The 22,970-nt window shown below is 66.5% G+C and carries 22 protein-coding genes; 15 read left to right on the top strand and 7 right to left on the bottom strand.

The window, feature by feature from the left end; translation table 11 throughout:
- Nucleotides 1-68: 68 nt before the first annotated feature.
- The gene (locus BCL79_RS08665) at nt 69-680 is read right to left on the bottom strand and encodes a lipocalin family protein (RefSeq protein WP_121039989.1); all 612 of its coding nucleotides are present in this window, start codon (nt 678-680) and stop codon (nt 69-71) included.
- 202 nt (nt 681-882) lie between these two features.
- Here BCL79_RS08665 and BCL79_RS08660 point away from each other — a divergent pair, with 202 nt between their 5' ends.
- Together BCL79_RS08660 and BCL79_RS08655 are read left to right on the top strand one after the other, a co-directional pair.
- Nucleotides 883-1,209 carry a hypothetical protein gene (locus tag BCL79_RS08660; RefSeq protein ID WP_226956616.1) on the top strand — a complete coding sequence of 109 codons (327 nt, stop codon included), beginning with the start codon at nt 883-885 and terminating at the stop codon, nt 1,207-1,209.
- A gap of 34 nt (nt 1,210-1,243) precedes the next feature.
- On the top strand, nt 1,244-3,340 hold the full coding sequence (locus BCL79_RS08655) for a prolyl oligopeptidase family serine peptidase (protein ID WP_121039983.1): 2,097 nt from the start codon (nt 1,244-1,246) through the stop codon (nt 3,338-3,340).
- Between the two features lie 165 nt (nt 3,341-3,505).
- On the opposite strand, the gene BCL79_RS08650 is transcribed toward BCL79_RS08655, so the two are convergent.
- Entirely contained in the window at nt 3,506-4,702 is a 1,197-nt protein-coding gene (locus tag BCL79_RS08650; protein ID WP_121039980.1) for a pyridoxal phosphate-dependent aminotransferase, read from the bottom strand.
- Between the two features lie 111 nt (nt 4,703-4,813).
- Here BCL79_RS08650 and BCL79_RS08645 point away from each other — a divergent pair, with 111 nt between their 5' ends.
- The 8 genes from BCL79_RS08645 to hslU all read left to right on the top strand — a co-directional run bounded on the left by BCL79_RS08645 (nt 4,814) and on the right by hslU (nt 12,353).
- Complete coding sequence (locus BCL79_RS08645) at nt 4,814-6,931, top strand: S9 family peptidase (RefSeq protein WP_121039977.1); 2,118 nt, start codon at nt 4,814-4,816, stop codon at nt 6,929-6,931.
- Nucleotides 6,932-7,020: 89 nt separating this feature from the next.
- Nucleotides 7,021-7,443 carry a YbaN family protein gene (locus tag BCL79_RS08640; RefSeq protein ID WP_121041245.1) on the top strand — a complete coding sequence of 141 codons (423 nt, stop codon included), beginning with the start codon at nt 7,021-7,023 and terminating at the stop codon, nt 7,441-7,443.
- Nucleotides 7,444-7,508: 65 nt separating this feature from the next.
- Nucleotides 7,509-7,754: an LPS translocon maturation chaperone LptM gene (gene lptM, locus BCL79_RS08635; protein WP_121039974.1), complete on the top strand. Its 246-nt coding sequence runs from the start codon at nt 7,509-7,511 to the stop codon at nt 7,752-7,754.
- Nucleotides 7,747-8,601, top strand: a complete 855-nt coding sequence (dapF, locus tag BCL79_RS08630; RefSeq protein ID WP_121039971.1) for a diaminopimelate epimerase — start codon at nt 7,747-7,749, stop codon at nt 8,599-8,601. The genes lptM and dapF overlap by 8 nt, the downstream gene beginning before the upstream one ends.
- Nucleotides 8,598-9,275, top strand: coding sequence for a DUF484 family protein (locus BCL79_RS08625; protein ID WP_121039968.1), 678 nt, complete (start codon nt 8,598-8,600; stop codon nt 9,273-9,275). Before dapF ends, BCL79_RS08625 begins: the two co-directional genes overlap by 4 nt.
- Before the next feature lie 22 nt (nt 9,276-9,297).
- A complete protein-coding gene (gene xerC / locus BCL79_RS08620) occupies nt 9,298-10,188 on the top strand; it encodes a tyrosine recombinase XerC (RefSeq protein WP_121039965.1) in 891 nt (296 codons plus the stop codon).
- 91 nt (nt 10,189-10,279) lie between these two features.
- Nucleotides 10,280-10,831 (top strand): ATP-dependent protease subunit HslV, encoded by a 552-nt coding sequence (gene hslV, locus BCL79_RS08615; RefSeq protein WP_019183676.1) that lies wholly within the window; start codon nt 10,280-10,282, stop codon nt 10,829-10,831.
- A 148-nt stretch (nt 10,832-10,979) separates the two neighbouring features.
- A complete protein-coding gene (gene hslU, locus BCL79_RS08610; RefSeq protein ID WP_121039962.1) occupies nt 10,980-12,353 on the top strand; it encodes an ATP-dependent protease ATPase subunit HslU in 1,374 nt (457 codons plus the stop codon).
- A 218-nt stretch (nt 12,354-12,571) separates the two neighbouring features.
- On the opposite strand, the gene BCL79_RS08605 is transcribed toward hslU, so the two are convergent.
- Nucleotides 12,572-13,240 carry a TetR family transcriptional regulator gene (locus BCL79_RS08605; RefSeq protein WP_121039959.1) on the bottom strand — a complete coding sequence of 223 codons (669 nt, stop codon included), beginning with the start codon at nt 13,238-13,240 and terminating at the stop codon, nt 12,572-12,574.
- A gap of 232 nt (nt 13,241-13,472) precedes the next feature.
- Between BCL79_RS08605 and smeD the strand changes: the two genes are divergently transcribed.
- From smeD to BCL79_RS08590, 3 genes are read left to right on the top strand one after another with little or no spacing between them, the layout of a single operon-like run.
- Entirely contained in the window at nt 13,473-14,651 is a 1,179-nt protein-coding gene (gene smeD, locus BCL79_RS08600; protein WP_121039956.1) for a multidrug efflux RND transporter periplasmic adaptor subunit SmeD, read from the top strand.
- 12 nt (nt 14,652-14,663) lie between these two features.
- Nucleotides 14,664-17,810 carry a multidrug efflux RND transporter permease subunit SmeE gene (gene smeE / locus BCL79_RS08595; RefSeq protein ID WP_121039953.1) on the top strand — a complete coding sequence of 1,049 codons (3,147 nt, stop codon included), beginning with the start codon at nt 14,664-14,666 and terminating at the stop codon, nt 17,808-17,810.
- Entirely contained in the window at nt 17,803-19,203 is a 1,401-nt protein-coding gene (locus BCL79_RS08590; RefSeq protein ID WP_121039949.1) for an efflux transporter outer membrane subunit, read from the top strand. The genes smeE and BCL79_RS08590 overlap by 8 nt, the downstream gene beginning before the upstream one ends.
- 42 nt (nt 19,204-19,245) lie before the next feature.
- On the opposite strand, the gene BCL79_RS08585 is transcribed toward BCL79_RS08590, so the two are convergent.
- From BCL79_RS08585 to BCL79_RS08570, 4 genes are all read right to left on the bottom strand, one after another.
- Entirely contained in the window at nt 19,246-19,665 is a 420-nt protein-coding gene (locus BCL79_RS08585) for a low affinity iron permease family protein (protein ID WP_121039946.1), read from the bottom strand.
- A 76-nt stretch (nt 19,666-19,741) separates the two neighbouring features.
- On the bottom strand, nt 19,742-20,074 hold the full coding sequence (locus BCL79_RS08580) for a hypothetical protein (protein WP_019186055.1): 333 nt from the start codon (nt 20,072-20,074) through the stop codon (nt 19,742-19,744).
- Between the two features lie 62 nt (nt 20,075-20,136).
- On the bottom strand, nt 20,137-20,415 hold the full coding sequence (locus BCL79_RS08575; RefSeq protein WP_121039943.1) for a hypothetical protein: 279 nt from the start codon (nt 20,413-20,415) through the stop codon (nt 20,137-20,139).
- Nucleotides 20,416-20,671: 256 nt separating this feature from the next.
- Entirely contained in the window at nt 20,672-21,124 is a 453-nt protein-coding gene (locus tag BCL79_RS08570) for a nucleoside deaminase (RefSeq protein ID WP_121039940.1), read from the bottom strand.
- A gap of 79 nt (nt 21,125-21,203) precedes the next feature.
- Here BCL79_RS08570 and ubiE point away from each other — a divergent pair, with 79 nt between their 5' ends.
- A complete protein-coding gene (gene ubiE / locus BCL79_RS08565) occupies nt 21,204-21,965 on the top strand; it encodes a bifunctional demethylmenaquinone methyltransferase/2-methoxy-6-polyprenyl-1,4-benzoquinol methylase UbiE (RefSeq protein WP_121039937.1) in 762 nt (253 codons plus the stop codon).
- Between the two features lie 68 nt (nt 21,966-22,033).
- A complete protein-coding gene (locus BCL79_RS08560) occupies nt 22,034-22,900 on the top strand; it encodes a GGDEF domain-containing protein (RefSeq protein ID WP_121039934.1) in 867 nt (288 codons plus the stop codon).
- The last annotated feature ends 70 nt before the right edge of the window (nt 22,901-22,970 follow it).

Here is a 22,970-nt window from a genome sequence, read left to right as displayed (position 1 = left end):
AGACGCTGCCGACCCGTCAGGAAATCGAGCGCAGGGTGCAGCCGCGCGAGGCGGCCTGACCGCCGCCCTTACCGGACGTTCGGCACTTCAAAGCCCAGCCGGTCCACCTGCTCGGGGTGCTGCGGCACGCGCTTGAGCTTGTCGGTGTTGACCCCGTAATCGTCACGCAGGCGGGTGGCGAGCTCCTTGTAGAGCTCTTTGTCCATGTCCGGCTGGCGCGCGAAGATCCAGGCCATCTCGCGGCCCGGGTAGCCGAGCATCGCCCACGAATAATCCGGCGCCACTTCCAGTACGCGGGTATGGGTCGGCACGATCTTGTAGAACCAGGTGCGCCAGTTGTGGTTGCCGCTCTTCTCGTCCACCGAGGCGCGGACGGTCAGTTCCTGCTGCGGCTCGGAGAAGCCATCGCGGTAGCGGTAGGTGATGGATACTTTCTGGTCGCCGCGCAGGCGGAACTGATTGACGCTGCCGACGTGGCCACGCTCGACCGGGTTCGGCACGCGGCCGATCACATACCAGGTGCCCATGAACCGCTGCAGGTCGATCGGCGCATTGGCGCTGTCGACCGCGACCGGGGTCGGCGCGGGTTCCGGTTTGGTCTCATGGCGGAACGCACAGGCTGACAGCAATGCCAGCGAGGAGACCAACAGGACAGCGCGAAGCGGGCGGTTCGAAGACATGCGGCGGGTGGCTCCAGTGGCTGGCAGAGGCATGGTGGGTGGGACAGCGGAGAACGTCAATGCCGGCGCAGCGGTTGTGTGACCGATTCATGCAGCCGCTCGCCGGACATCCCACCTGTCGCGTCCCCTGCAAGGTCGCAGCCCTTGAGATGGCGGCGCGGCAAGGTGACGCATCACTTTCGCACGGAGCTGTGTCATGACCCTGTCGTCTTCCCCACGTTCGTCCGACCGTCCCGATCCCCGCGTGCTGCGCTGCGTCAGGCAGGCCGTCCTTGCCGGGATGGCTTTGGTCCTGGTCTGGCCCGCCGCGCGGGGGCATAGCGAGTGGATCGGCTGGCTGCCGATGTGGCTGATCGGCATGCCGCTGATGGCCTGGTGGAGCCTGCATCGCTTCCGCCTGCCGCTGGCCGGCCTGCTCACCCACGGCGCGCGCCGCCGCCGGGGCCCGCAGGCGCGACGTCGCAGCCGCCCGCTCGCGCGTCCGGCGCGGCCTGACCTTCGACACGTGAGCCGCGGCCAGCCGGTGTGATAGCGTCCCAAGGCTATGACTGTCTGGAGCTCCAATGTCACGATTCGCTTCCGCCTGCCTGGTGGCAGGTCTGATCTCCGCCGGGGCGGCGGGAACTGCCATGGCCGCTGACGCCCCGGCGGACAAGTACGCCTGGCTTGAAGACGTCACCGGCGACAAGCCGCTGGCGTGGGTCAAGGAACAGAACGCCAGTTCCGAAGGCCGCTTGGCCGCGACCCCGGCGTTCAAGCAGATGGAGACCAGCATCCGCGAGGTGCTCGATTCCGACGCCAAGATTCCGGGCGTGCAGAAGATCGGTGACTACTACTACAACTTCTGGAAGGACAAGCAGCACGAGCGCGGCCTCTGGCGTCGCACCACCCTGGCCGAGTACCGCAAGGCCTCGCCGCAGTGGGAAACCGTGCTGGATCTGGATGCACTGAACAAGGCCGAGGGCGAGAACTGGGTCTGGCACGGCGCGGATTGCCTGCGCCCGGATTATTCGCGCTGCCTGATCGCGCTGTCGCGCGGCGGCGCCGATGCCGATGTCACCCGCGAGTTCGATCTGGCCAACAAGACCTGGATCAAGGACGGCTTCTTCCGCCCCGAATCCAAGGGTGGCCTGAACTGGATCGACCGTGACACCGTGTTCGTCTATACCGATTTCGGTGCCGGCACGATGACCACCTCGGGGTATCCGCGCGTGGCCAAGCTGTGGAAGCGCGGCACCCCGATGGCCTCCGCTTCGATGGTGTACGAGGGCAAGCCCGATGACATGTACATCGCGGCCATGCACGACGATACCCCCGGCTACGAGCGCAACCTGGTCAGCCGCACGCTGGCCTTCTACAACAACGAGATCTACCTGCGCGCCGACGATGGCACGCTGACCAAGATCGATGCGCCGAACTCGGCCGAGAAGGGCCTGCGCAAACAATGGCTGACCCTGGAGCTGCGTGAGCCGTGGACCGTTGGCGGCAAGACCTACACCGCCGGTTCGCTGCTGGCCACCAAGCTGGACGATTACCTCGCCGGCAAGCGTGATTTCGACGTGCTGTTCGCGCCGACCGACACCACCTCGCTGGCCGGCACCAGCTGGACCAAGAACCATCTGGTCCTGAACGTGCTGGACGACGTCAAAAGCCGCCTGAGCGTGCTGACGCCGGGCGACAGCGGCTGGAAGACGACGGCCTTCACCGGCGCGCCGTCGTTCGGCACCGTGGCCGTCAGTGCGGTCGACGCCGATGACAGCGATGCGGTGTGGATGACCGTCACCGATTACCTGACCCCGACCACCCTGGCCATCGCCGAGATCGGCAAGCAGCCTGAAGTGCTCAAGACCATGCCGACGTTCTTCAACGCCGACGGCAAGGTGATCGAGCAGCACTTCGCCACCAGCAAGGATGGCACCCGCGTGCCGTACTTCGTGGTGCACCGCAAGGACATGAAGCTGGACGGCTCCAACCCGACCCTGCTGTACGGCTACGGTGGCTTCGAGATCTCGCTGACCCCGTCCTACTCCGGTGGCATGGGCCGCGCGTGGCTGGAGAAGGGCGGTGTATACGTGGTCGCCAACATCCGTGGCGGTGGCGAGTATGGCCCGCGCTGGCACCAGGCGGCGCTCAAGCAGAACCGTCACAAGGCCTACGAAGACATGGCCGCGGTCGCCCGCGATCTGGTCAGCCGCAAGATCACCTCGGCCAAGCACCTGGGCGTGCAGGGCGGCAGCAACGGTGGCCTGCTCACCGGCAACATGCTGACCCAGTACCCGGAACTGTTCGGCGCGGTGGTGATCCAGGTGCCGCTGCTGGACATGAAGCGCTACAGCCACCTGCTGGCCGGCGCGTCGTGGATGGCCGAATACGGCAATCCAGACACGGCCGATTGGGCGTTCATCAAGACCTTCTCGCCGTACCACCTGTTCGACGCCAGCAAGACCTACCCGCCGGTGCTGTTCACCACCTCCACCCGCGATGACCGCGTGCATCCGGCGCATGCCCGCAAGATGGCGGCGATGATGATCGACGCCGGAAAGGACGTGACCTACTACGAGAATATCGAAGGCGGTCACGGCGGCGCGGCGAACAATGCGCAGGCCGCGCATATGTCGGCGTTGGCCTATAGCTTCCTGTGGGAGCAACTCTCCAAGTAAGCTCGGGGTGCTCGACAGCCAGGGGCAGTCGAGCAGCCGGCAGGGAGTGAGCCTGCCGCGGACGTTGTAGCCCCCTGGGGTGGACTCCGGGTGGTGGGGCGTCAGGTTGGCTCCACCCCATTTTCAGCGCCACGCAGCGATGCGTGGCGTTTTTTTATGGGCCGCTCAACGCACCCATGTCTCCAGCCCGCGCGCGATCCGGCGCACCGCCTCTTCCAGGCGCGGCACGTCCTGCGTGTAGGCCAGCCGCACATGCGCGTTGGCGCGGTGGTGGCCAAAGTCCAGGCCTGGGGTGAACGCCACATGCTCCGTTTCCAGGAAATGCGCACAGAACGCCTGCGCGTCATCGGTGAACGCACTCACGTCGGCGTAGAGATAGAACGCGCCTTCCGGTTCCACTTCGATCCGGAAGCCGAGCGCACGCAGCGCCGGCAGCAGGTAATCGCGACGCGCGCGGAACGCGGCGCGGCGCTGTTCGAAAATCGCGATGGACGCCGGCTCGAAACAGGCCAGCGCGGCATGCTGGGCGATGCTGGAGGCGCTGATGTACAGATTCTGCGCGAGCTTCTCCAGCTCACGCACCGCCTGCGGCGGCGCGACCAGCCAGCCCAGGCGCCAGCCGGTCATCCCGTAATACTTCGAGAAGCTGTTGAGGACGAACGCCTCGTCATCGACCTGCAGCACGCTGGCCGCGTCCATGCCGTAGGTGAGGCCGTGGTAGATCTCATCCACCACCAGATGCCCGCCGCGTGCCTTCAGCGACTGCGACAGCGCGGCAAGCTGCGCCGCCGAGAGCACGGTGCCGGTCGGATTGGCCGGCGAGGCGACCAGCGCACCGACGCTGTCCGCGTTCCACTGCCGTGCCACCAGCTCCGGCGTCAGCTGGTAGGCCGTCTCCGGCCCGACCGGCACCAGCTGCGCGGCCCCTTCCACCAACCGCAGGAAGTGCCGGTTGCACGGGTAGCCGGGATCGGCCAGCAACCAGTGCTTGCCGGGATCGACCAGCAGACTGCTGGCCAGCAACAGCGCGCCCGAGCCACCCGGGGTGACCAGGATCCGCTCGGGGTCGATCTGCACCTGGTAGCGGTCCTGGTAGAAGCCCGCAATCGCCTCGCGCAGCGCGGGCAGGCCGCGGGCCGCGGTGTAGCGGGTGTGGCCGGCTGCCAGGGCGGCCTGGCCGGCGCGCACGATCGGTGCAGCGGTGGTGAAGTCCGGCTCGCCGATCTCCAGGTGGATCACATCGTGGCCGGCCTGCTCCAGCGCCTGCGCGCGGGCCAGCAGCGACATCACGTGGAAGGGTTCGATGTCCTGGCTGCGGCGGCTGTAGCCGGTGCCGGTCGGGGGCGTGCGGGAAGTATCCATGGCCTGATGATAGGCGCAGTGACCAACGACAGGCTTGCTGCTGGCCTACTCGCCAGCACAGACTGCACGGACACGGACGCCATTGCATTCCCCCGCCAGGAGCCTTATCTCGTGAAACCCGCCCTTTGTTTACTGGTTGCCAGCCTCATGACCTCCAACGTGCACGCCGCCCCCGCGCTGACCCCGCCCGACGCCGAGAAGCACCCGCACACGGTGAAGGCTCCCTTTGGCGCGACCCGCAGCGACGATTACTACTGGCTGCGCGACGACAAGCGCGAAGACACGAAGATGCTGGCCTATCTGAATGCGGAGAACGCCTATACCGATCAGGTGGTGGCCCCGCTCAAGCCGCTGGAAGACACCCTGTACAAGGAGATCGTCGCCCGCATCAAGCAGGACGATGCCAGCGTGCCCTCGCGTGACCGCGGCTACTGGTATTACACCCGCTTCGAAACCGGCAAGGATTACCCGATCCAGGCGCGCCGCAAGGGCAGCATGGAAGCGCCGGAAGAAATCCTGCTCGACATCAACACGATGGCCGAGGGCAAGGGCTACTTCAACGTGGGCGATGCCGATGTCAGCCAGGACAACCACCTGCTGGCCTGGGTCGAAGACGATGTCGGCCGCCGCCAGTACGTGATCCGTTTCAAGGACCTGCGTACCGGTGAGGTGCTGCCGGATCGCATCGAGAACGTCTCGCCCAACGTGGTCTGGGCCGATGACAACCGCACCCTGTTCTATGTCGAGAATGATCCGGACACCCTGCTCACGGTGCGCGTCAAAAAGCACGTCCTGGGCACTCCGGCCAGCAGCGACGTGCTCGTGTATGAAGAGAAGGACGACAGCTTCTACATGGGCGTCGGCCGCACCCGCGATGATCGTTTCCTGACCATCGAGCTGCACAGCACGGTGAGCTCGGAAACCCGCTACGCCCCGGCTGCCGATCCGCAGGCGTTCACGGTGCTGGCGCCGCGTGCGCGCGACGTGGAATACGATGCCGACCACTTCAACGGCCGTTGGGTGATCCGCACCAACGCTGCGGACGCGAAGAACTTCAAGATCGTCACCGCGCCCAGCGATGCCACCGCGCGCAGCCAGTGGAAAGACTGGGTCGCGCACGATGACGCCGTGCTGATCGAAGGCTTCGAACTGTTCGACGGCTTCACCGCGATCGCCGAGCGCTCCAACGGCCTGGAACGCGTGCGCCTGCTGTTCCCGGATGGCCGCCAGGATTACGTCAAGGCGGATGAGCCCGCCTACTCGATGGGGTTGGCCGCCAACAGCGAGCACGACACCCCGTGGCTGCGTTACGCCTACACCTCGCTGACCACGCCGACCACCACCTACGAGCTCAACACCGTCACCGGTGAACGCCGCCAGCTCAAGCAGCAGCCGGTGATCGGCTATGACCCGTCGCAGTACACCACCGAGCGCGTGTGGGTGACGGCCCGCGATGGCGTCAAGGTGCCGGTGTCGCTGGTGTACCGCAACGGTTTCAAGAAGGACGGCACCGGCGCGCTGTACCAGTACGCCTACGGCAGCTACGGCATGTCGATGGACCCGGGCTTCAACCAGACCGTGGTCAGCCTGCTGGATCGCGGCGTGGTGTATGCCATCGCCCACATCCGCGGCGGCCAGGAAATGGGCCGTGCGTGGTATGAGGACGGCAAGCTGCTCAAGAAGCAGAATACGTTCAACGATTTCGTCGATGTCACCCGCGAACTGGTCCGCCAGGGCTATGCCGCCAAGGATCGCGTCGCCGCCTCCGGTGGCAGCGCCGGTGGCCTTCTGATGGGCGCGGTGGCCAACCAGGCGCCGCAGGACTATCGCGTGATGGTCGCCCAGGTGCCGTTCGTCGATGTGGTCACCACCATGCTCGACGCCAGCATCCCGCTGACCACCAACGAGTATGACGAGTGGGGCAACCCGGAGCAGCGCGAGTATTACGACTACATGCTCACCTACTCGCCGTACGACAACGTCAGCAAGCAGGCGTACCCGGCCCTGTTCGTCGGCACTGGCCTGTGGGATTCGCAGGTGCAGTACTGGGAGCCGGCCAAGTGGGTGGCCAAGCTGCGCGATGACAACACCGGCCACTTCCCGATCGTGTTCCGTACCAACATGGACGCCGGCCACGGCGGCAAATCCGGCCGCTTCCAGCGGTACCACGAGTTGGCCGAGTCGTACGCGTTCGTGCTCGACCAGCTTGGCGTGACCCAGGGCCGGTAATGCCGGTCGCTGGCCGGCGATCCGGTGTCGTCGGCCAGCGTAGTGAGGCCGCCATCGCGGCGGCCCGTCCGGGTCGCTATGCTGGCACCATGTCCCGGTCCGAACGCCCCATGGTTTCCGACGCGCCGGCTGAGCGGCGACGGGTGCGTTTCCGCTGGGCGTGGTGGCTGCTTGCCTATGTCAGCCTGGGCACCGGCATCGTTGGCATCTTCGTACCGGGCCTGCCCACCACCGTGTTCATCCTGATCTCGGCCTGGGCCGCCTCGCGTGGCTCCGAGCGCCTGCACAACCGCCTGCTGGCGCACCCGCAGTTCGGCCCGGCGATCCGCAACTGGCAGGCGCACGGCGCGGTCAGCCGCCGCGGCAAAGGAATGGCGACCCTGACCATGGCGGTGTGCGCGGGCATCATGCTGTGGTGCGTGCCGATCGCCTGGGTGAAGTGGCTCTCCATCGGCAGCATGACCTGCGTGGCGCTGTGGCTGTGGTCCCGGCCGCTGCCGCCAAGGGTGTGATTGCTGCGCTGCCCGTTCATCCAGCCGGCACCCAAGCGCCCAAACACCGCGGCTATACTCGGAGGATGAAGACATCTCCCCGTACCCTCATCTCCCTGACGCTGGCCGCCTCGGCGCTGCTGGTGCTGTCGGCCTGTGGCAACAAGGGCCCGCTGGTCCTGCCGCAGAAGCCGGTCCCGGTCGAAGAACAGCTGGTTGAACCGGCCGCCGACGACGCCACGCCGCCGGCCGCCGATGCCGATACCGATTCCCCGGTGGTTCCTGATCCCGTTCAAGCCCCGGCGCTGAAGGCCAATGACGGGAATGAGTAAGTCGAACACCGCCGCGGCGCTGCGCTTCACCAAGATGCATGGCGCCGGCAATGATTTCGTGGTGTTGGACCTGCGCGATGGCCGCGCGCCGCCGGATGCTGCGCTGGCCGCGCGTCTGGCCGATCGCCACACCGGCGTGGGCTGCGACCAGATCCTGACCATCGAGCCGGCCAAGGCAGACGGCTCGGTCGCCTCGTACCGGATCTGGAATGCCGATGGCAGCAGCTCCGAGCAATGTGGCAACGGCGCGCGCTGCGTGGCGGCCTGGCTGGTGCGCGATGGCGCCGCCACCGGCAGCACCTTCGCGATCGATAGCCCGGTCACCACCCATGCAGTCGAACGGCTGGGCGAAGACCAGTACGCGGTAGCCATGGGCGTGCCGCGGTTCGAGCCGGAGAACGTGCCGCTGATCGGCTTCGCCCGCGCCCGCGAGGAATATCTGCTGCCGCTGCAGGGCGACACGGTGCGCTTCGGCGCGGTTTCGATGGGCAACCCGCACGCCGTGATCGAAGTGGGCCTGGTGGATGCCGCCCCGGTCGAGCGTCTGGGTCCCTTGCTTCAGCAGCACGCCTCGTTCCCGAAATCGGTCAACGTCGGTTTCGTGCAGGTGCTCAGTCCGCAGCACGCGCGCCTGCGCGTGTACGAGCGCGGCGCCGGCGAAACCCTGGCCTGCGGCAGTGGCGCCTGCGCCGCGGCCGTGGTGATGATGCAGCGCGGTCGCCTGCAGCGCGATGCCACGATGTCGCTGCCCGGCGGCGACCTGCGCATCCGCTGGCCGGCCGACGATGCACAGATCGTGATGTCTGGACCCGCAGCCTTCGTCTTTGATGGAGAGTGGAACGCATGAGCGAGACCGCCGAGAAAATCGGGTCGCACGAAGTAGCCGCCTGGCTGCGTCGGCATCCGACCTTCCTGAAGCAGTTCCCGGACCTGGCCCTGACCCTGGTGGTGCCGCGCGATGACGGCCCCACCGCGTCACTGGCCAGCTATCAGCTGGAGGTGCTGCGCGACAAGAACCGTGAGCTGTCGCGACGGCTGGCCGATCTGGCCGCCAACGCGCAGATCAACGAGCGCTTGGCCGTGCGCACGCACCAGCTGACCCTGGCACTGATGAAACAGGACTCGGCGGCGGACACTCTGCGGGCGATGGCCGCCTCGCTGGAAGAGGATTTCGCCGGGGATCTGGTCCGGCTGATCGTGCTGCATCCCGTCGCCGGGCTGGAACAGGCGCCGTGGTTGCAGGTGATCGAGGAGAGTAGCCCGCTGCTGGGTGTGTTCCGCGATTGCCTCAAGGATGGCGAACCGATCTGCGGCCGCCTGCAACCGGAAAAGAACACCGTGCTGTACGCCGGCCGCGCCGAGGAAGTGCAGTCCAGCGCGCTGTTGCCGCTGCCGGGTGTCGGCCTGATCGCGGTCGGCAGCCATGACGGCAATCGGTTCTACCCGGGTATGGGCACGCTGTTCCTGCGCATGATGGGTGAATCGCTGGTCGTTGCGCTGCAGCGTTTCCCGTCGCCCTGACAGCCCGTTGAGCGGAGTCGTCGTGAGCACCGCGCAGGACTTCCTGTCGCACCTTCAAGTGGAGCGCCGCATGTCGGCGCACACGCTGGATGCCTACCGTCGCGATCTGGATGCACTCGCGGCGTGGTCGGAGGGCCAGGGGGCGGTGATCGATACGCTGGACAGCGCGCAGCTGCGCCAGTTCATCGCTGCCGAACACCGCCGCGGGCTGTCGCCCACCTCGCTGCAGCGCCGGCTTTCGGCGTGCCGCAGTTTCTACGCGTGGCTGCTCAAGCACCACCGCATCGCCGCCAATCCGGCCACGGGCCTGAAAGCACCCAAGGCGCCGCGCAAACTGCCGCAGGTGCTCGATGCCGATGAAGCCGTGCAGCTGGTCGAACTGCCCACCGATGCACCGCTCGGCCTGCGCGATCGCGCGCTGCTGGAGCTGTTCTATTCCTCCGGGCTGCGCCTGAGCGAACTGTGCGCGCTGATCTGGCGCGACCTGGATTTCGATACGGGCCTGGTCAACGTGCTGGGCAAGGGCAACCGCGAGCGCCGCGTGCCGTTCGGTTCGCACGCGCGCACCGCGCTGCAGGGCTGGCGGGCCGACAGCGGCGGCGCGGCCACCGCACCGGTGTTTCCGGGGCGCAAAGGCGGCCCCATCACCCAGCGCGCCGTGCAGATCCGCATCCGCCAGCTCGCCCAGCGCCAGGGCCTGTTCAAACACGTACACCCGCATATGCTGCGGCACAGCTTCGCCAGCCACATCCTGGAGTCCTCCGGTGATCTGCGCGGTGTGCAGGAGCTGCTCGGCCATGCCGATATCGCCACCACGCAGATCTACACCCACCTGGATTTCCAGCATCTGGCCAAGGTCTACGACGCTGCGCACCCGCGTGCCAAGCGCCGCAAGAGCGGCAACGAAAGCTGAATCGATCCGCTGCGGCATCCGGGCGCAGGGCAGGGCGGGTTGAAGCGTCGGGCAGCGACCCCACCTCAGTCTTTGTCACCCCGGAGGCTCCATGGACCCCAGTCAGAACCCCAACGTATTTCATGCCACCACCATCATCTCGGTGCGGCGCAATGGGCATGTCGCCGTCGCCGGCGATGGCCAGGTCACGCTCGGCCACACGGTGATGAAGGGCAACGCCCGCAAGGTACGCCGGCTGGGTCGCGAGGGCCAGGTGCTGGCCGGTTTCGCCGGCGCTGCCGCCGATGCCTTCACCCTGTTCGAGCTGTTCGAGGCCAAGCTGGAAAAGCACGGCCAGCTGCAGCGCGCTGCGGTGGAACTGGCCAAGGATTGGCGCACCGAGCGCCGCCTGGGCAAGCTCGAAGCGCTGCTCGCCGTCGCCGACAAGGACACCTCGCTGATCATCAGCGGCACCGGTGATGTGATCGAACCGGAAGACGGCATCATCGCGATCGGTTCCGGCGGCTCCTATGCCCTCTCGGCCGCCCGCGCGCTGATGGCGCATACCGAACTGGATGCCCGCACGATCGCCACCGAGTCGATCAACATCGCCGGTGACATCTGCATCTACACCAATCGCAACGTGGTGGTCGAGGAGCTTTGACCCGGAGGGTCAACGCTCGGTAGAGCCACGCCATGCGTGGCTGCGGTATTCGGTCAGCCACGCATGGCGTGGCTCCACATCAGCGTTACGTCGCTGCCAGGCAGGCCGGTGATACGTCATTCCACCCCATATCCTCGTGAGCACACCCATGCCGCACAAGATTGAAGTTTCTTCCGCCACCATGACCCCGCGCGAGATCGTGCAGGAACTGGACCGGCACATCGTTGGCCAGCACGATGCCAAGCGCGCGGTCGCCATCGCGCTGCGCAACCGCTGGCGCCGCATGCAGCTGCCGGCCGAACTGCGCAACGAAGTCATGCCCAAGAACATCCTGATGATCGGCCCGACCGGCGTCGGCAAGACCGAGATCGCACGTCGCCTTGCCACGCTGGCCAATGCGCCGTTCGTCAAGGTCGAGGCGACCCGCTTCACCGAGGTCGGCTACGTCGGCAAGGACGTGGAGCAGATCATCCGCGACCTGGCCGATACCGCGGTCAAGCTGTATCGCGAGCAGGCCAAGGTGCGCGTGCGCACCCAGGCCGAAGAGCGCGCCGAAGACCGCATCCTCGATGCGCTGCTGCCGCGCCGCAGCACCGGTATCGGCTTCGATGCCGAAGCCGCGCGCAATGAGCCGTCCGCGCAGGACAACGAGACCCGCATCAAGTTCCGCCGCATGCTGCGCAACGGTGAGCTGGACGAGCGCGAGATCGAACTGGAAGTGTCGGCCAATGTCAGCATGGACATCATGACCCCGCCGGGCATGGAAGAAATGGGCCAGCAGCTGCGCCAGATGTTCTCCAGCATGGGCGGCGCGAAGGCGCAGAAGCGCACGCTGTCGATCAAGGCCGCGCGCCCGCTGCTGATCGAGGAAGAGGCCGGCAAGCTGGTCAACGAAGACGACATCCGCAGCGCGGCGATCGAAGCCTGCGAGCAGCACGGCATCGTGTTCATCGATGAGATCGACAAGGTCGCCAAGCGCGGTGACAACGTCGGGGGTGGCGATGTCTCGCGCGAAGGCGTGCAGCGCGATCTGCTGCCGCTGGTGGAAGGCTCCAACGTGTCCACCAAGTACGGCACGATCAAGACCGACCACATCCTGTTCATCGCCTCCGGTGCGTTCCACCTGGCCAAGCCCAGCGATCTGATCCCGGAACTGCAGGGTCGTTTCCCGATCCGCGTGGAGCTGGGCGCGCTGAGCAAGCAGGACTTCGTGCGCATCCTGACCGAGCCGAAGGCCGCGCTGACCAAGCAGTACGAAGCGCTGCTGCAGACTGAAGGCGTCTCGATGAAGTTCACGGTCGATGCGGTGGACCGCTTGGCCGAGATCGCCTTCCAAGTGAACGAGCGCCAGGAAAACATCGGCGCGCGCCGCCTGCACACGGTGCTGGAGCGCCTGCTGGATACGCTGAGCTATGAAGCCCCGGACCGCGATGGTGAGACCATCAGCATCGACCAAGCCTACGTCGACGCGCACCTGGGTGAGCTGGTACAGGATCCGGACTTGAGCCGCTACATCCTGTAACGGCACGCAACGATCGGGTGGTAGGAAGAACGGCGGCACTTCGGTGTCGCCGTTTTTTTTGCTTCTTCTGTCAAACGCTGTCTCCGTTTGGGGCTGCCGCGAGCGTGAGGGCGCCGCAGCGGCCGGCAGGCCCCTCGGCAAATGTCCCCCGGCCGCCGCCTGGCGGCGACGGCCTCCTCCTTGATTTTGCCCAGCGCTCGACCAACCCGTCCTTCGCCTCAGGCGTCGTCGTCGGTTGGCAGGGCGGTCGGCGGGGCGCCCGGGGTGAATACACCCGGCTGCACGAATGCGCTGAGGATCGCATCCAGCGTCTGCGCGCCATCGCGCTGGATCTCGAACAGCTCCGGTTCCAGCATCGCGCTATACAGCACCCCGGTCAGGCTGGTGCTCACGATGCGCGCCACCGTGTCCACGTCCACCCCCTCGCGCAGCTGTCCCAACTCCCGCGCGCGCTGGAACGCGGCCGCGAAAATGCCCAGCTCCTCACGCGATGCCTCCAGCTGCAGCGCCTGCATTGCCTGGCTTTCCACAGACAGATCGTTGCGCAGCATGATTTCCATCATATTGCGCAGGCGTTCGTCTTCGGCCAGCTCCCGGAAGGAGACCAGCAGCGCCGAGCGCAGGTCCAGGATCGGCGTGCTGCGCTTGGCCGAGGTGGTGCGACGCATCCGCTCGATGAACGGCACGCGCTCACGGTCGATCATCGCGGTCAGCACTTCGGCCTTGTTCTTGAAGTGCCAGTACACCGCGCCGCGGGTGAATCCGGCGCGCGCGCCGATCATCGCCAGGCTGGTGCCGGCGACCCCGTATTCATGGAAACAGACCTGGGCCGCATCGAGGATGCCCTCGCGGGTGGCCTGCGCCTCTTCTTTGGTTTTTCTGGCCATTGCGCTGTGCAGTTGCTGGATGAAACCGGCCTGAATTGTACCGCTTTACAAACAAACATGCATGTATGTATATTTGCGCCCCACTGATCCTCAGCGAGGACTGCCTGCGCGCGCCGGCGGGTCTCGTTTCGGATATTTGCCGTCATTTGCTGCCTGTTTGTCGTCATTCTTCGCTTTTATCGGAAGTTGGGCTGCAGGCGCGCCCTTTTTCCGTCTGCGAGCCCCTACCGCCATGTCCAGAACCCCGTACCGTCTTCTCGCGCTGTCCCTCGCGATCGCCCTGACCGTGTCCGCCTGTGGCGGTGGTGAGCAGGAGGGTCCGCAGGGCGGCCCCGGCCAGGTGACCGTGGCCACCCTCAAGGCCGAGCAGGTCGGCCTGACCCGCGAACTGCCGGGCCGCACCAATGCCTTCCTGGTCGCCGAAGTGCGCCCGCAGGTCAATGGCATCGTGGCCAAGCGGCTGTTCACCGAAGGCGGCCTGGTCACTGCGGGCCAGCCGCTGTATCAGCTCGATGACGCCAGCTATCGCGCCCAGGCCAACAGCGCCCGTGCCCAGCTGGCCCGCGCCGAAGCCACCGCCAATGCCGCACGCCTGAGCGCCAAGCGCATCGGCGAGCTGGCCAAGGTCGAGGCGGTCAGCATCCAGGACAACGAGAACGCGATCGCCGCGCTCAAGCAGGCCGAGGCCGATGTGGGCGCCGCGCGTGCCTCGCTGGACGCCGCCAACGTGACGCTGGGCTATGCCCGCATCACCGCGCCGATCAGCGGCCGCATCGGCAAGTCGTCCGTCACCCAGGGCGCACTGGTCAGCGCCGGCCAGGCCGAAGCACTGGCCACCGTGCAGCAGTTGAACCCGATCTATGTCGATCTGACCCAGTCCGCCAGCGAGCTGCTGCAGCTGCGCCGCGAGCTGGCCAGCGGCCGCCTGCAGGACAACCAGACCCTGCCGGTGACGATCCTGCTCGATGACGGCACCGAGTTCGACCACAAGGGCACGCTGGAATTCTCCGAAGTCAGCGTGGACCCGACCACCGGCAGCTACGCGCTGCGGGTCAAGGTCGAGAACCCGGACCAGGTGCTGATGCCGGGCATGTACGTGCGTGCCCAGGTCGGCAGCGGCGTGCGCGACAACGCGATCCTGGTGCCGATGCAGGGCATCGCCCGCGATCCCAAGGGCGATACCAGCGCCATGGTGGTCGGCAAGGACGACAAGGTCGAAGTGCGGCAGGTCAAGGTCAGCCGTTCGCTCGGCGACAAGTGGCTGGTGGAAGACGGGCTGAAGGCGGGTGACAAGGTCATCGTCGAAGGCCTGCAGAAGATCCAGCCGGGCATGCCCGTGCAGGCCACCGAAATGGGCGCGGCCCCGGCCAAGCCGGCCGCCGCGCCGGCGGCTCCCGCCGCCCAGCAGTAACCGGAGAATTCCATGGCACGTTTTTTCATTGATCGCCCCATCTTCGCGTGGGTGATTGCGATCATCATCATGCTCGCCGGTGGCCTGGCGGTGCTCAAGCTGCCGGTGTCGATGTACCCGGAAGTGGCACCGCCGGCCGTCGAGATCAGCGCCAATTATCCGGGTGCATCGGCCAAGGTGGTCGAGGATTCGGTGACGCAGATCATCGAGCAGAACATGAAGGGCCTGGATGGCCTGATCTACTTCTCCTCCAACAGCTCCTCCAATGGCCAGGCCACGATCACGCTGACCTTCCAGAGCGGCACCGACCCGGACATCGCCCAGGTGCAGGTGCAGAACAAGCTGCAGCTGGCCATGCCACTGCTGCCGCAGGAAGTGCAGCGCCAGGGCATCAACGTGGCCAAATCGAGCAGCGGCTTCCTGCAGGTGCTCGGCTTCGTCTCTGAAGATGGCAGCATGGATGCCAACGACATCTCCGATTACGTCGGCTCCAACATCGTCGATCCGCTGAGCCGCGTGCCGGGCGTGGGCAACATCCAGGTGTTCGGTGGCAAGTACGCCATGCGCATCTGGCTGGACCCCAACAAGCTGCACACCTACAAGCTGTCCACTGCCGAAGTGATCGCGGCGATCACCGCGCAGAACGCGCAGGTCGCCATCGGCCAGCTCGGCGGCGCGCCGTCGATCAAGGGCCAGCAGCTCAACGCGACCATCAACGCGCAGGACCGCCTGCAGACCCCGGAGCAGTTCCGCAACATCATCGTGCGCAGCGCGCAGGACGGTGCCGAACTGCGCCTGGCCGACGTGGCCCGCGTGGAGCTGGGCGCGGAATCGTACGACTTCGTCACCCGCTACAACGGCAAGCCTTCCTCGGGTATCGCGATCACCCTGGCCACCGGCGCCAACGCGCTGGCCACCGCCAACGGTGTGCGGGCCACCCTGGATGAAATGGCCCCGAACTTCCCGGCCGGCCTGAAGGCGGTGGTGCCGTATGACACCACGCCGTTCGTGCAGGTCTCGATCAAGGGCGTGATCAAGACCCTGATCGAAGCGATCGTGCTGGTGTTCCTGGTGATGTACCTGTTCCTGCAGAACTTCCGCGCGACCCTGATCCCGACGATCGCGGTGCCGGTGGTGCTGCTGGGCACGTTCGGCATCCTGGCCGCGCTGGGCTTCTCGGTGAACATGCTGACCATGTTCGCGATGGTGCTTGCGATCGGCCTGCTGGTCGATGACGCGATCGTGGTGGTGGAGAACGTCGAGCGGATCATGTCCGAAGAGGGCCTGTCACCGCTGGAAGCGACACGCAAATCGATGACCCAGATCACCGGCGCACTGGTCGGCATCGGCCTGGTGCTGTCGGCGGTGTTCGTGCCGATGGCCTTCATGAGCGGCGCCACCGGCGTCATCTACCGCCAGTTCTCGGCCACCATCGTCTCGGCGATGGCGCTGTCGGTGCTGGTTGCGATCGTGCTGACCCCGGCGCTGTGCGCCACCATGCTCAAGCCGCTCAAGAAGGGCGAGCACCACGTGGCCCACAAGGGCTGGTCGGGTCGCTTCTTCAACGCCTTCAACCGTGGCTTCGACAGCTCCAGCGCGAAGTATCAGCGTGGCGTGCGCGGCATCCTCGGCCGTCCGTGGCGCTTCATGGGTGTGTTTGCTGCGCTCGCCCTGGTGATGGGCCTGCTGTTCATGCGCCTGCCCAGCTCGTTCCTGCCCAATGAAGACCAGGGCATCCTGATGGCGCTGGTGCAGACCCCGGTCGGTGCCACCCAGGAACGTACGCTGGAATCGATCGACAAGCTCGAAAAGCACTTCATGGAGAACGAGGCCGACGCGATCGAGTCGATCTTCTCGGTGCAGGGCTTCAGCTTCGCGGGCATGGGCCAGAACGCGGGCATGGCCTTCGTCAAGCTCAAGGACTGGAAGGACCGCGATGCCGATCAGGGCGCGATGCCGATCACCGGGCGGGCGATGGCGGCGCTGGGCGGAATCAAGGATGCCTTCATCTTCGCCTTCCCGCCGCCGGCAATGCCGGAACTGGGCATCGGGTCGGGCTACACCTTCTTCCTGAAGGACACCAGCGGTGCCGGTCACCAGGCGCTGCTGGACGCACGCAACCAGCTGCTCGGCATGGCTGGGCAGAGCAAGCTGCTGGCCAACGTGCGCCCCAACGGCCAGGAAGACACCCCGCAGCTGCGCATCGACATCGACGTCGGCAAGGCGAGTGCACTGGGCCTGTCGCTGGAGGCGGTCAACACCACGCTGGCGGCGGCGTGGGGCAGCAGCTACATCGATGATTTCATCGACCGTGGCCGGGTCAAGCGCGTGTACGTGCAGTCCGATGCGCCGTTCCGCATGAACCCGGAAGACTTCAACCTGTGGTCGGTCAAGAACACCGCCGGTGAGATGGTGCCGTTCTCGGCCTTCGCCAGCCAGCGCTGGGACTATGGTTCGCCGCGCCTGGAGCGCTACAACGGCGTGTCCGCGATGGAAATCCAGGGCGAGCCGGCGCAAGGGGTGGCCTCGGGCGATGCGATGAACGAAGTGGAGAAGCTCGCCAAGCAATTGCCGGCCGGTTTCGACATCGAGTGGACCGCGCTGTCCTACCAGGAACGCCAGGCCGGTTCGCAGACGCCGCTGCTGTACACGCTGTCGCTGCTGATCGTGTTCCTGTGCCTGGCCGCGCTGTATGAAAGCTGGAGCGTACCGACCTCGGTGCTGCTGGTGGCGCCGCTGGGCATCCTCGGCGCAGTGCTGGCCAACACCATGCGTGGCATGGAGCGCGACATCTACTTCCAGGTGGCGATGCTGACCACGGTGGGTCTGACCAGTAAGAACGCGATCCTGATCGTGGAGTTCGCCAAGGAAAACCTGGAGAAGGGCGCGGGCCTGATCGAGGCGACGATGCACGCCGTGCGTGACCGTCTGCGCCCGATCATCATGACCTCGCTGGCCTTCGGCCTGGGCGTGCTGCCGCTGGCGATCGCCTCCGGTGCCGGTTCCGGCGCACAGCAGGCCATCGGTACCGGCGTGCTGGGCGGCATGCTGGTCGGCACGGTGCTGGGTGTGTTCTTCATCCCGCTGTTCTTCGTGGTGGTGCAGCGCGTGTTCAATCGCAAGAAGTACGGCAAGAACGCCGGAGGTTCCGATGCGTAAGCTCATGATGGCCAGCCTGGCGCTGGGGGTGAGCCTGGTGGTGTCCGGTTGCTCGACGCTGGAGCCACGCAGCACCGAAGTTGCCCCGGCGATTCCCTCGCAGTGGCCGGGCACGGCCACCGCGGGGGCGGAGACCGCCACACCGATGGAGGTGGCCGACATCGGCTGGCGCGATTTCTTCGTCGACCCGCGCCTGCAGACGGTGATCACTCAATCCCTGGAGAACAACCGCGACCTGCGCGTGGCCGTGCTCAATGTCGAGCGTGCCCGGGCGCAGTACCGCATCCAGCGCGCTGACCGCGTGCCGGCGGTCGGTGTGCAGGGGCAGATGACCCGCAGTGGCGGCGATGCCCCGGTGACCGAGCAGTTCAGTGCCAACCTCGGCGTGGTCGAGTTCGAACTGGATCTGTTCGGCCGCGTGCGCAACCTCAGCCAGGCGGCGCTGCAGCAGTACTTCGCCGAAGCGGCCAACCGCCGCAGTGCGCAGCTGTCGCTGGTGGCCGAGGTGGCCAATGCGTGGCTGACCTTGGGCGCGGACAGCGAGCAGCTGCGGATCGCCCAAGCGACGCTGGCGACCTATGAGGACTCGCTGCGCCTGACCGAGGCCCGCCGCCAGCTCGGCGGCGCCTCGGCGCTGGAACTGAGCCAGACCCGCACCCTGGTGGAAACCGCGCGCACCGATGTGGCGCGCTTTGCCGGGCAGGTCGCGCAGGACCGCAATGCACTGGTGCTGCTGGCCGGTGGGCCGGTCGATGCCGCGCTGCTGCCGCAGGCGGAGGTGACCGAGGTCGCCAGCGTGCGGCCGCTGCCGGCCGGGATGCCGGGCGATGTGCTGCTGCAGCGGCCGGACGTGATGGCCGCCGAGCACGTGTTGCTCTCGGCCAACGCCAACATCGGTGCGGCGCGCGCGGCGTTCTTCCCGTCGATCAGCCTGACCGGCAGCATCGGGTCGGCCTCGTCGGAGCTGTCGGGTCTGTTCGACAGCGGCACACGCGTGTGGAGCTTCATTCCCAAGCTCACCCTGCCGATCTTCCAGGGCGGTAAGCTGCGCGCCAATCTGGGCATGGCCACGGCGGACCGCGATATCGCGCTGGCGCAGTACGAGAAGGCGATCCAGGTCGGTTTCCGCGAGGCGGCCGATGCCTTGGCGCTCAACGAGAGTCTGGATGCGCAGTTGTCGTCGCAGCAGGCGCTGGTGGCTGCCGCGGAGCAGGCGCAGCAGTTGTCGCAGGCACGCTATGACGCCGGCCTGGACAGCTTCCTGACCCTGCTGGATGCACGCCGTACCGCGTACACCGCACGGCAGTCGCTGGTCAGCACGCAGCTGGCCCAGCAATCCAACCAGGTGGCGTTGTACAAGGTGCTCGGCGGCGGTTGGCACGAGCGCGGGTGAATGATCCACGCGGGTGCGGCCACGTTGCCGCACCTGTGCCGCTCAGGGATCGTCTGCCCGGCCATCGCCGTGGCAGCGGCGCGCGCGATCCAGTGCGCTGCCGGCTTCGCGGGCCATCCGTTCGTACTCGCGGCGGATTTCTTCCAGGCGTTCTTCGTCCAGCTCTTCCAGATCGAGCAGTTCGTTGTTGGCCTCTTTCGTCGCGCGGATCAACTCATCGAGCTTGATCTGGATCGCAGCGGTATCCGCGTTCTGGCTGTGCTGGATCAGGAACACCATCAGGAAGGTGATGATGGTGGTACCGGTGTTGATCACCAGCTGCCAGGTGTCGTTGAACGTGAAGATCGGCCCGCTCAGGGCCCAGACGACCACAATGGTGACCGCCGCCAGGAAGGTCCACGGCGTTCCCGCCGCATAGGACGCCTTCTTGGCGACAAGGTTGAAGAGACTGCGCAGTTTCATGAGGCACGACAGGTGGGAGCCGAGGTGCCTGCATCATTGGAGGGGCGCCGTGCAGGCGCTGTGCAGCCGGCGCGGGTCAGACGCGGGCATGCAGCCGCGGGCGCGAGGACAGGTCCTGGCGGCCGGCATGGTAGACGTGTTCCCAGCACTGGTCGACGAACTGGCGAGCCTGTTCTTCGGACAGGCGCGGCATGATCTGCAGCGCGTAGTGGGTCTGGAACATTTCATCGCGCTGCTCATCGCTGGCACGCGGTTGCGTGATCAGCGAATCGCAGGCGAATTTGATCCACGGCACGTAATGGCCGAATGAGCCCGTCCCGAGGTTGCCGTCGGCGTGACGCTGGCGCCAGTAGCTGACTTCGGCGTCGACATCGATGACGGCAGGGATGGAGATCTGGGCGGAGGACATGGTCACTTCAATATGGGAAGAAGGGAATCTGGATGATGGCGTAGGGCGCGGTGCATGTGATGTCATGGCGATGTGGAGCCGGTGTGGCGGCGTTCGCCCCGTGGCTCGCCCAGCAGCTGCGCGTGGTGGACCACGCCCAGGCGTTCGGCCAGGGTCGCCAGCCGGTTGCAGACCGCGACGCGATGATGCGGATGGGACCGCGTCAACTCATCCTGGATCGCCTGGTAGGCATCCCAGAAAGGCGCGGCGTTGTGGTGGCGTGCGTAGTGCACCTGCAGTCTTTCCCACGCGTCCATCAACGCAGGTTCGACGGAGGAGGTGCGGCGGGTTTGGGCATGCATGACGTCTCCTCGACGATGGTGCCCCCTGTGCAACCACCTTAAGGCGTTCATGCAGCGCGGTTGTTAGTGCGGCGTGTTGGCGATGTCCCACGGCGGTGTGCGGCACGTGAGGGTGTCGCACGCATACATCCGTGGCACAGGGCGTTGCGCCCCGCCTCGCTCACTGAAGCATTCAGAACGTTGCAGCGCCCGCGCGCTGCGTATCGGCATCACGCGGGCGGGTTCCGGGCGGATCCGCGCGGAACGGTGGCCTTTCTTACTCGCCGATGTCTTCGTTCCAGACCTCGGGATGGGCGCTGATGAAGCCGCCAAGCAGGTCGATGCATGCCTGGCTCTGCATGTCGATCACCTTGACCCCGTTCTCGCGCAGCCACGCGATGCCGCCCTGGAAGGTGACCGACTCGCCCACCACCACGGTGCCGATGTTGAACTGGCGCACCAGCCCGCTGCAGTACCAGCACGGGGCCAGGGTGGTGACCATGATGGTGTCCTGGTAGCGGCGCTGGCGGCCGGCCTTGCGGAAGGCATCGGTTTCGCCGTGCACCGAGGGGTCGCCTTCCTGGACGCGGCGGTTGTGGCCGCAGCCGAGCAGGCGGCCATCGTTGTGGTACAGCGCGGCGCCGATCGGGATGCCGCCTTCGGCCAGGCCCTGGCGGGCTTCGGCGATGGCGGTTTCGAGCAGGGCGGCGTAGTCGGGGGTGGTGATCATGCGCAATCCAGGAACGTGAAGGCCCCCATGATAGTGGGCGGCCTGCCGCAACGGCGCCGGCGGTGCGATAATCGTCCCCATGAGCGAATCCCCCTACAAGACTGGCACCACCCATTTCGGCTTCCGCGATGTCGCTGCCAAGGACAAGCAGAAGCTGGTGGGCGAAGTGTTCACCTCGGTCGCGCGCAGCTACGACCTGATGAACGATCTGATGAGCCTGGGCATCCACCGGGCGTGGAAGCGCTACTACGTCGCCACCGCGCAGGTGAAGCCGGGCGACCGCGTGCTGGATCTGGCCGGCGGCACCGGCGATATCGCCGCGCTGATCAAGGAGCGGGTGGGTGATGAGGGTGAAGTGGTGCTGGGCGATATCAACGCCGGCATGCTCTCCGTCGGCCGTGACCGGCTGACCAACCGTGGCCTGGTTGCAGGCCTGAACTACGTGCAATGCAACGCCGAGGCGCTGCCGTTCCCGGATGCGAGCTTCGATCTGGTCACGATCGCCTTCGGCCTGCGCAACGTCACCGACAAGGAAGCCGGCCTGCGCGAGATGCATCGCGTGCTCAAGGCGGGTGGCCAGGCGCGCGTGCTGGAGTTCTCCGAAGTCACCGCCGACTGGTTCAAGCCGATCTACGATTTCCACTCGTTCAAGATCCTGCCCAAGCTGGGCCAGCTGTTCGCGCGGGATGGCGACAGCTACCAGTACCTGGCCGAGAGCATCCGCAAGCATCCGCCGCAGGAGCAGCTCAAGACAATGATGGCCGAGGCCGGTTTCGAGCGCTGCCATTACAAGAACCTGACCGGTGGCATCGTTTCGATTCACTCCGGCTACAAACTTTGAGACAGAGGTCCGGTTCCCGCTGAGGGAGCTCGGCCACACTGCACGCAGGCTGTCGAAGAGGGCCTGCCATGCGTCTGTACCGCGGGCTTGCCCGTGTGTTTCCCCGCTCGTTCACCGCCAAGCTGATGGCGGTGGTGTTCCTTGGCCTGCACGTTCCGCTGCTGGTCCTGCTGCTGTGGATGGCCGCCACCGGCCACTATGAGCGCGGGATGATGTGGACCGTGGTCGGGGTGGTGCTGCTGGCCACGCTGCTCGGCACGGCGATCGCGATGATGGCGCTGTACCGCCTGATGGCGCCGCTGCGCCAGGCCGCCGATGCACTGGAGGCCTACTACGACGAGCAGCGCCTGCCGCATCTGCCCGATCTGGGCCACGATGAGATCGGCCGGCTGCTGCGCAGCATCAACCGCAATCTGCATGGCGTGGACGCCGGCCTGCGTGATCTGCGCCGCAGTGTGCTGCTCGATCCGCTCACCCAGGCCCTGAACCGGCGCGGCTGCGAGCAGGCGCTGGCTGAGTCCGCCGCCTGGGCCAGCGAGAAGGCGCGTCCGCTGACCCTGTTCGTGGTCGATCTGGACAACCTCAAGCCGATCAACGACGCCCACGGCCATCTGGCCGGCGACCAGGTGCTGGTGCGGCTGGTGGAGACCGCGCGACAGTGGCTGCGCGGCCCCGACTGGATCGGGCGCTGGGGCGGTGATGAGTTCCTGCTGGCCGTGCACGCCGATGGCAACGAGGCCGGCGAGCGGGTGACGCGCTGGCTGGCGCAGCTGGCCGCGCCCGCGCGTGCCGGTGACCCGCCGGTACGCGCCAGCGCTGGCGCGGCCGGGTATCGCCCCGGCGATGACCTGCGCGAGGCCTACCGGCGCGCCGATGCGGCGATGTACCGGGCCAAGTACGCCGGGGGCGGGCGCCTGCTGCGCGCCGAGGACTGAATGCGCGAACCGGCACGCATGGCCTGCGCGGGCGCCGGGGACAGGGGGTAAACTGGTCGTTTCACCCTGA

This window comes from Stenotrophomonas rhizophila (genome assembly GCF_003651185.1).
Taxonomy (GTDB): Bacteria; Pseudomonadota; Gammaproteobacteria; order Xanthomonadales; family Xanthomonadaceae; genus Stenotrophomonas; species Stenotrophomonas maltophilia_Z.
Note: the sequence above shows the minus strand (reverse complement) of the source record. Positions and strands in the feature narration are given on the sequence as shown.

What these genes read in the sequence shown, in the direction of transcription:
- BCL79_RS08665 (WP_121039989.1), bottom strand. Translation starts at nt 680, where the DNA reads ATGTCTTCGAACCGCCCGCTTCGCGCTGTCCTGTTGGTCTCCTCGCTG.
- BCL79_RS08655 (WP_121039983.1), top strand. Translation starts at nt 1,244, where the DNA reads ATGTCACGATTCGCTTCCGCCTGCCTGGTGGCAGGTCTGATCTCCGCC.
- BCL79_RS08650 (WP_121039980.1), bottom strand. Translation starts at nt 4,702, where the DNA reads ATGGATACTTCCCGCACGCCCCCGACCGGCACCGGCTACAGCCGCCGC.
- BCL79_RS08640 (WP_121041245.1), top strand. Translation starts at nt 7,021, where the DNA reads ATGTCCCGGTCCGAACGCCCCATGGTTTCCGACGCGCCGGCTGAGCGG.
- lptM (WP_121039974.1), top strand. Translation starts at nt 7,509, where the DNA reads ATGAAGACATCTCCCCGTACCCTCATCTCCCTGACGCTGGCCGCCTCG.
- dapF (WP_121039971.1), top strand. Translation starts at nt 7,747, where the DNA reads ATGAGTAAGTCGAACACCGCCGCGGCGCTGCGCTTCACCAAGATGCAT.
- BCL79_RS08625 (WP_121039968.1), top strand. Translation starts at nt 8,598, where the DNA reads ATGAGCGAGACCGCCGAGAAAATCGGGTCGCACGAAGTAGCCGCCTGG.
- hslV (WP_019183676.1), top strand. Translation starts at nt 10,280, where the DNA reads ATGGACCCCAGTCAGAACCCCAACGTATTTCATGCCACCACCATCATC.
- hslU (WP_121039962.1), top strand. Translation starts at nt 10,980, where the DNA reads ATGCCGCACAAGATTGAAGTTTCTTCCGCCACCATGACCCCGCGCGAG.
- BCL79_RS08605 (WP_121039959.1), bottom strand. Translation starts at nt 13,240, where the DNA reads ATGGCCAGAAAAACCAAAGAAGAGGCGCAGGCCACCCGCGAGGGCATC.
- smeD (WP_121039956.1), top strand. Translation starts at nt 13,473, where the DNA reads ATGTCCAGAACCCCGTACCGTCTTCTCGCGCTGTCCCTCGCGATCGCC.
- smeE (WP_121039953.1), top strand. Translation starts at nt 14,664, where the DNA reads ATGGCACGTTTTTTCATTGATCGCCCCATCTTCGCGTGGGTGATTGCG.
- BCL79_RS08590 (WP_121039949.1), top strand. Translation starts at nt 17,803, where the DNA reads ATGCGTAAGCTCATGATGGCCAGCCTGGCGCTGGGGGTGAGCCTGGTG.
- BCL79_RS08585 (WP_121039946.1), bottom strand. Translation starts at nt 19,665, where the DNA reads ATGAAACTGCGCAGTCTCTTCAACCTTGTCGCCAAGAAGGCGTCCTAT.
- BCL79_RS08580 (WP_019186055.1), bottom strand. Translation starts at nt 20,074, where the DNA reads ATGTCCTCCGCCCAGATCTCCATCCCTGCCGTCATCGATGTCGACGCC.
- BCL79_RS08575 (WP_121039943.1), bottom strand. Translation starts at nt 20,415, where the DNA reads ATGCATGCCCAAACCCGCCGCACCTCCTCCGTCGAACCTGCGTTGATG.
- BCL79_RS08570 (WP_121039940.1), bottom strand. Translation starts at nt 21,124, where the DNA reads ATGATCACCACCCCCGACTACGCCGCCCTGCTCGAAACCGCCATCGCC.
- ubiE (WP_121039937.1), top strand. Translation starts at nt 21,204, where the DNA reads ATGAGCGAATCCCCCTACAAGACTGGCACCACCCATTTCGGCTTCCGC.
- BCL79_RS08560 (WP_121039934.1), top strand. Translation starts at nt 22,034, where the DNA reads ATGCGTCTGTACCGCGGGCTTGCCCGTGTGTTTCCCCGCTCGTTCACC.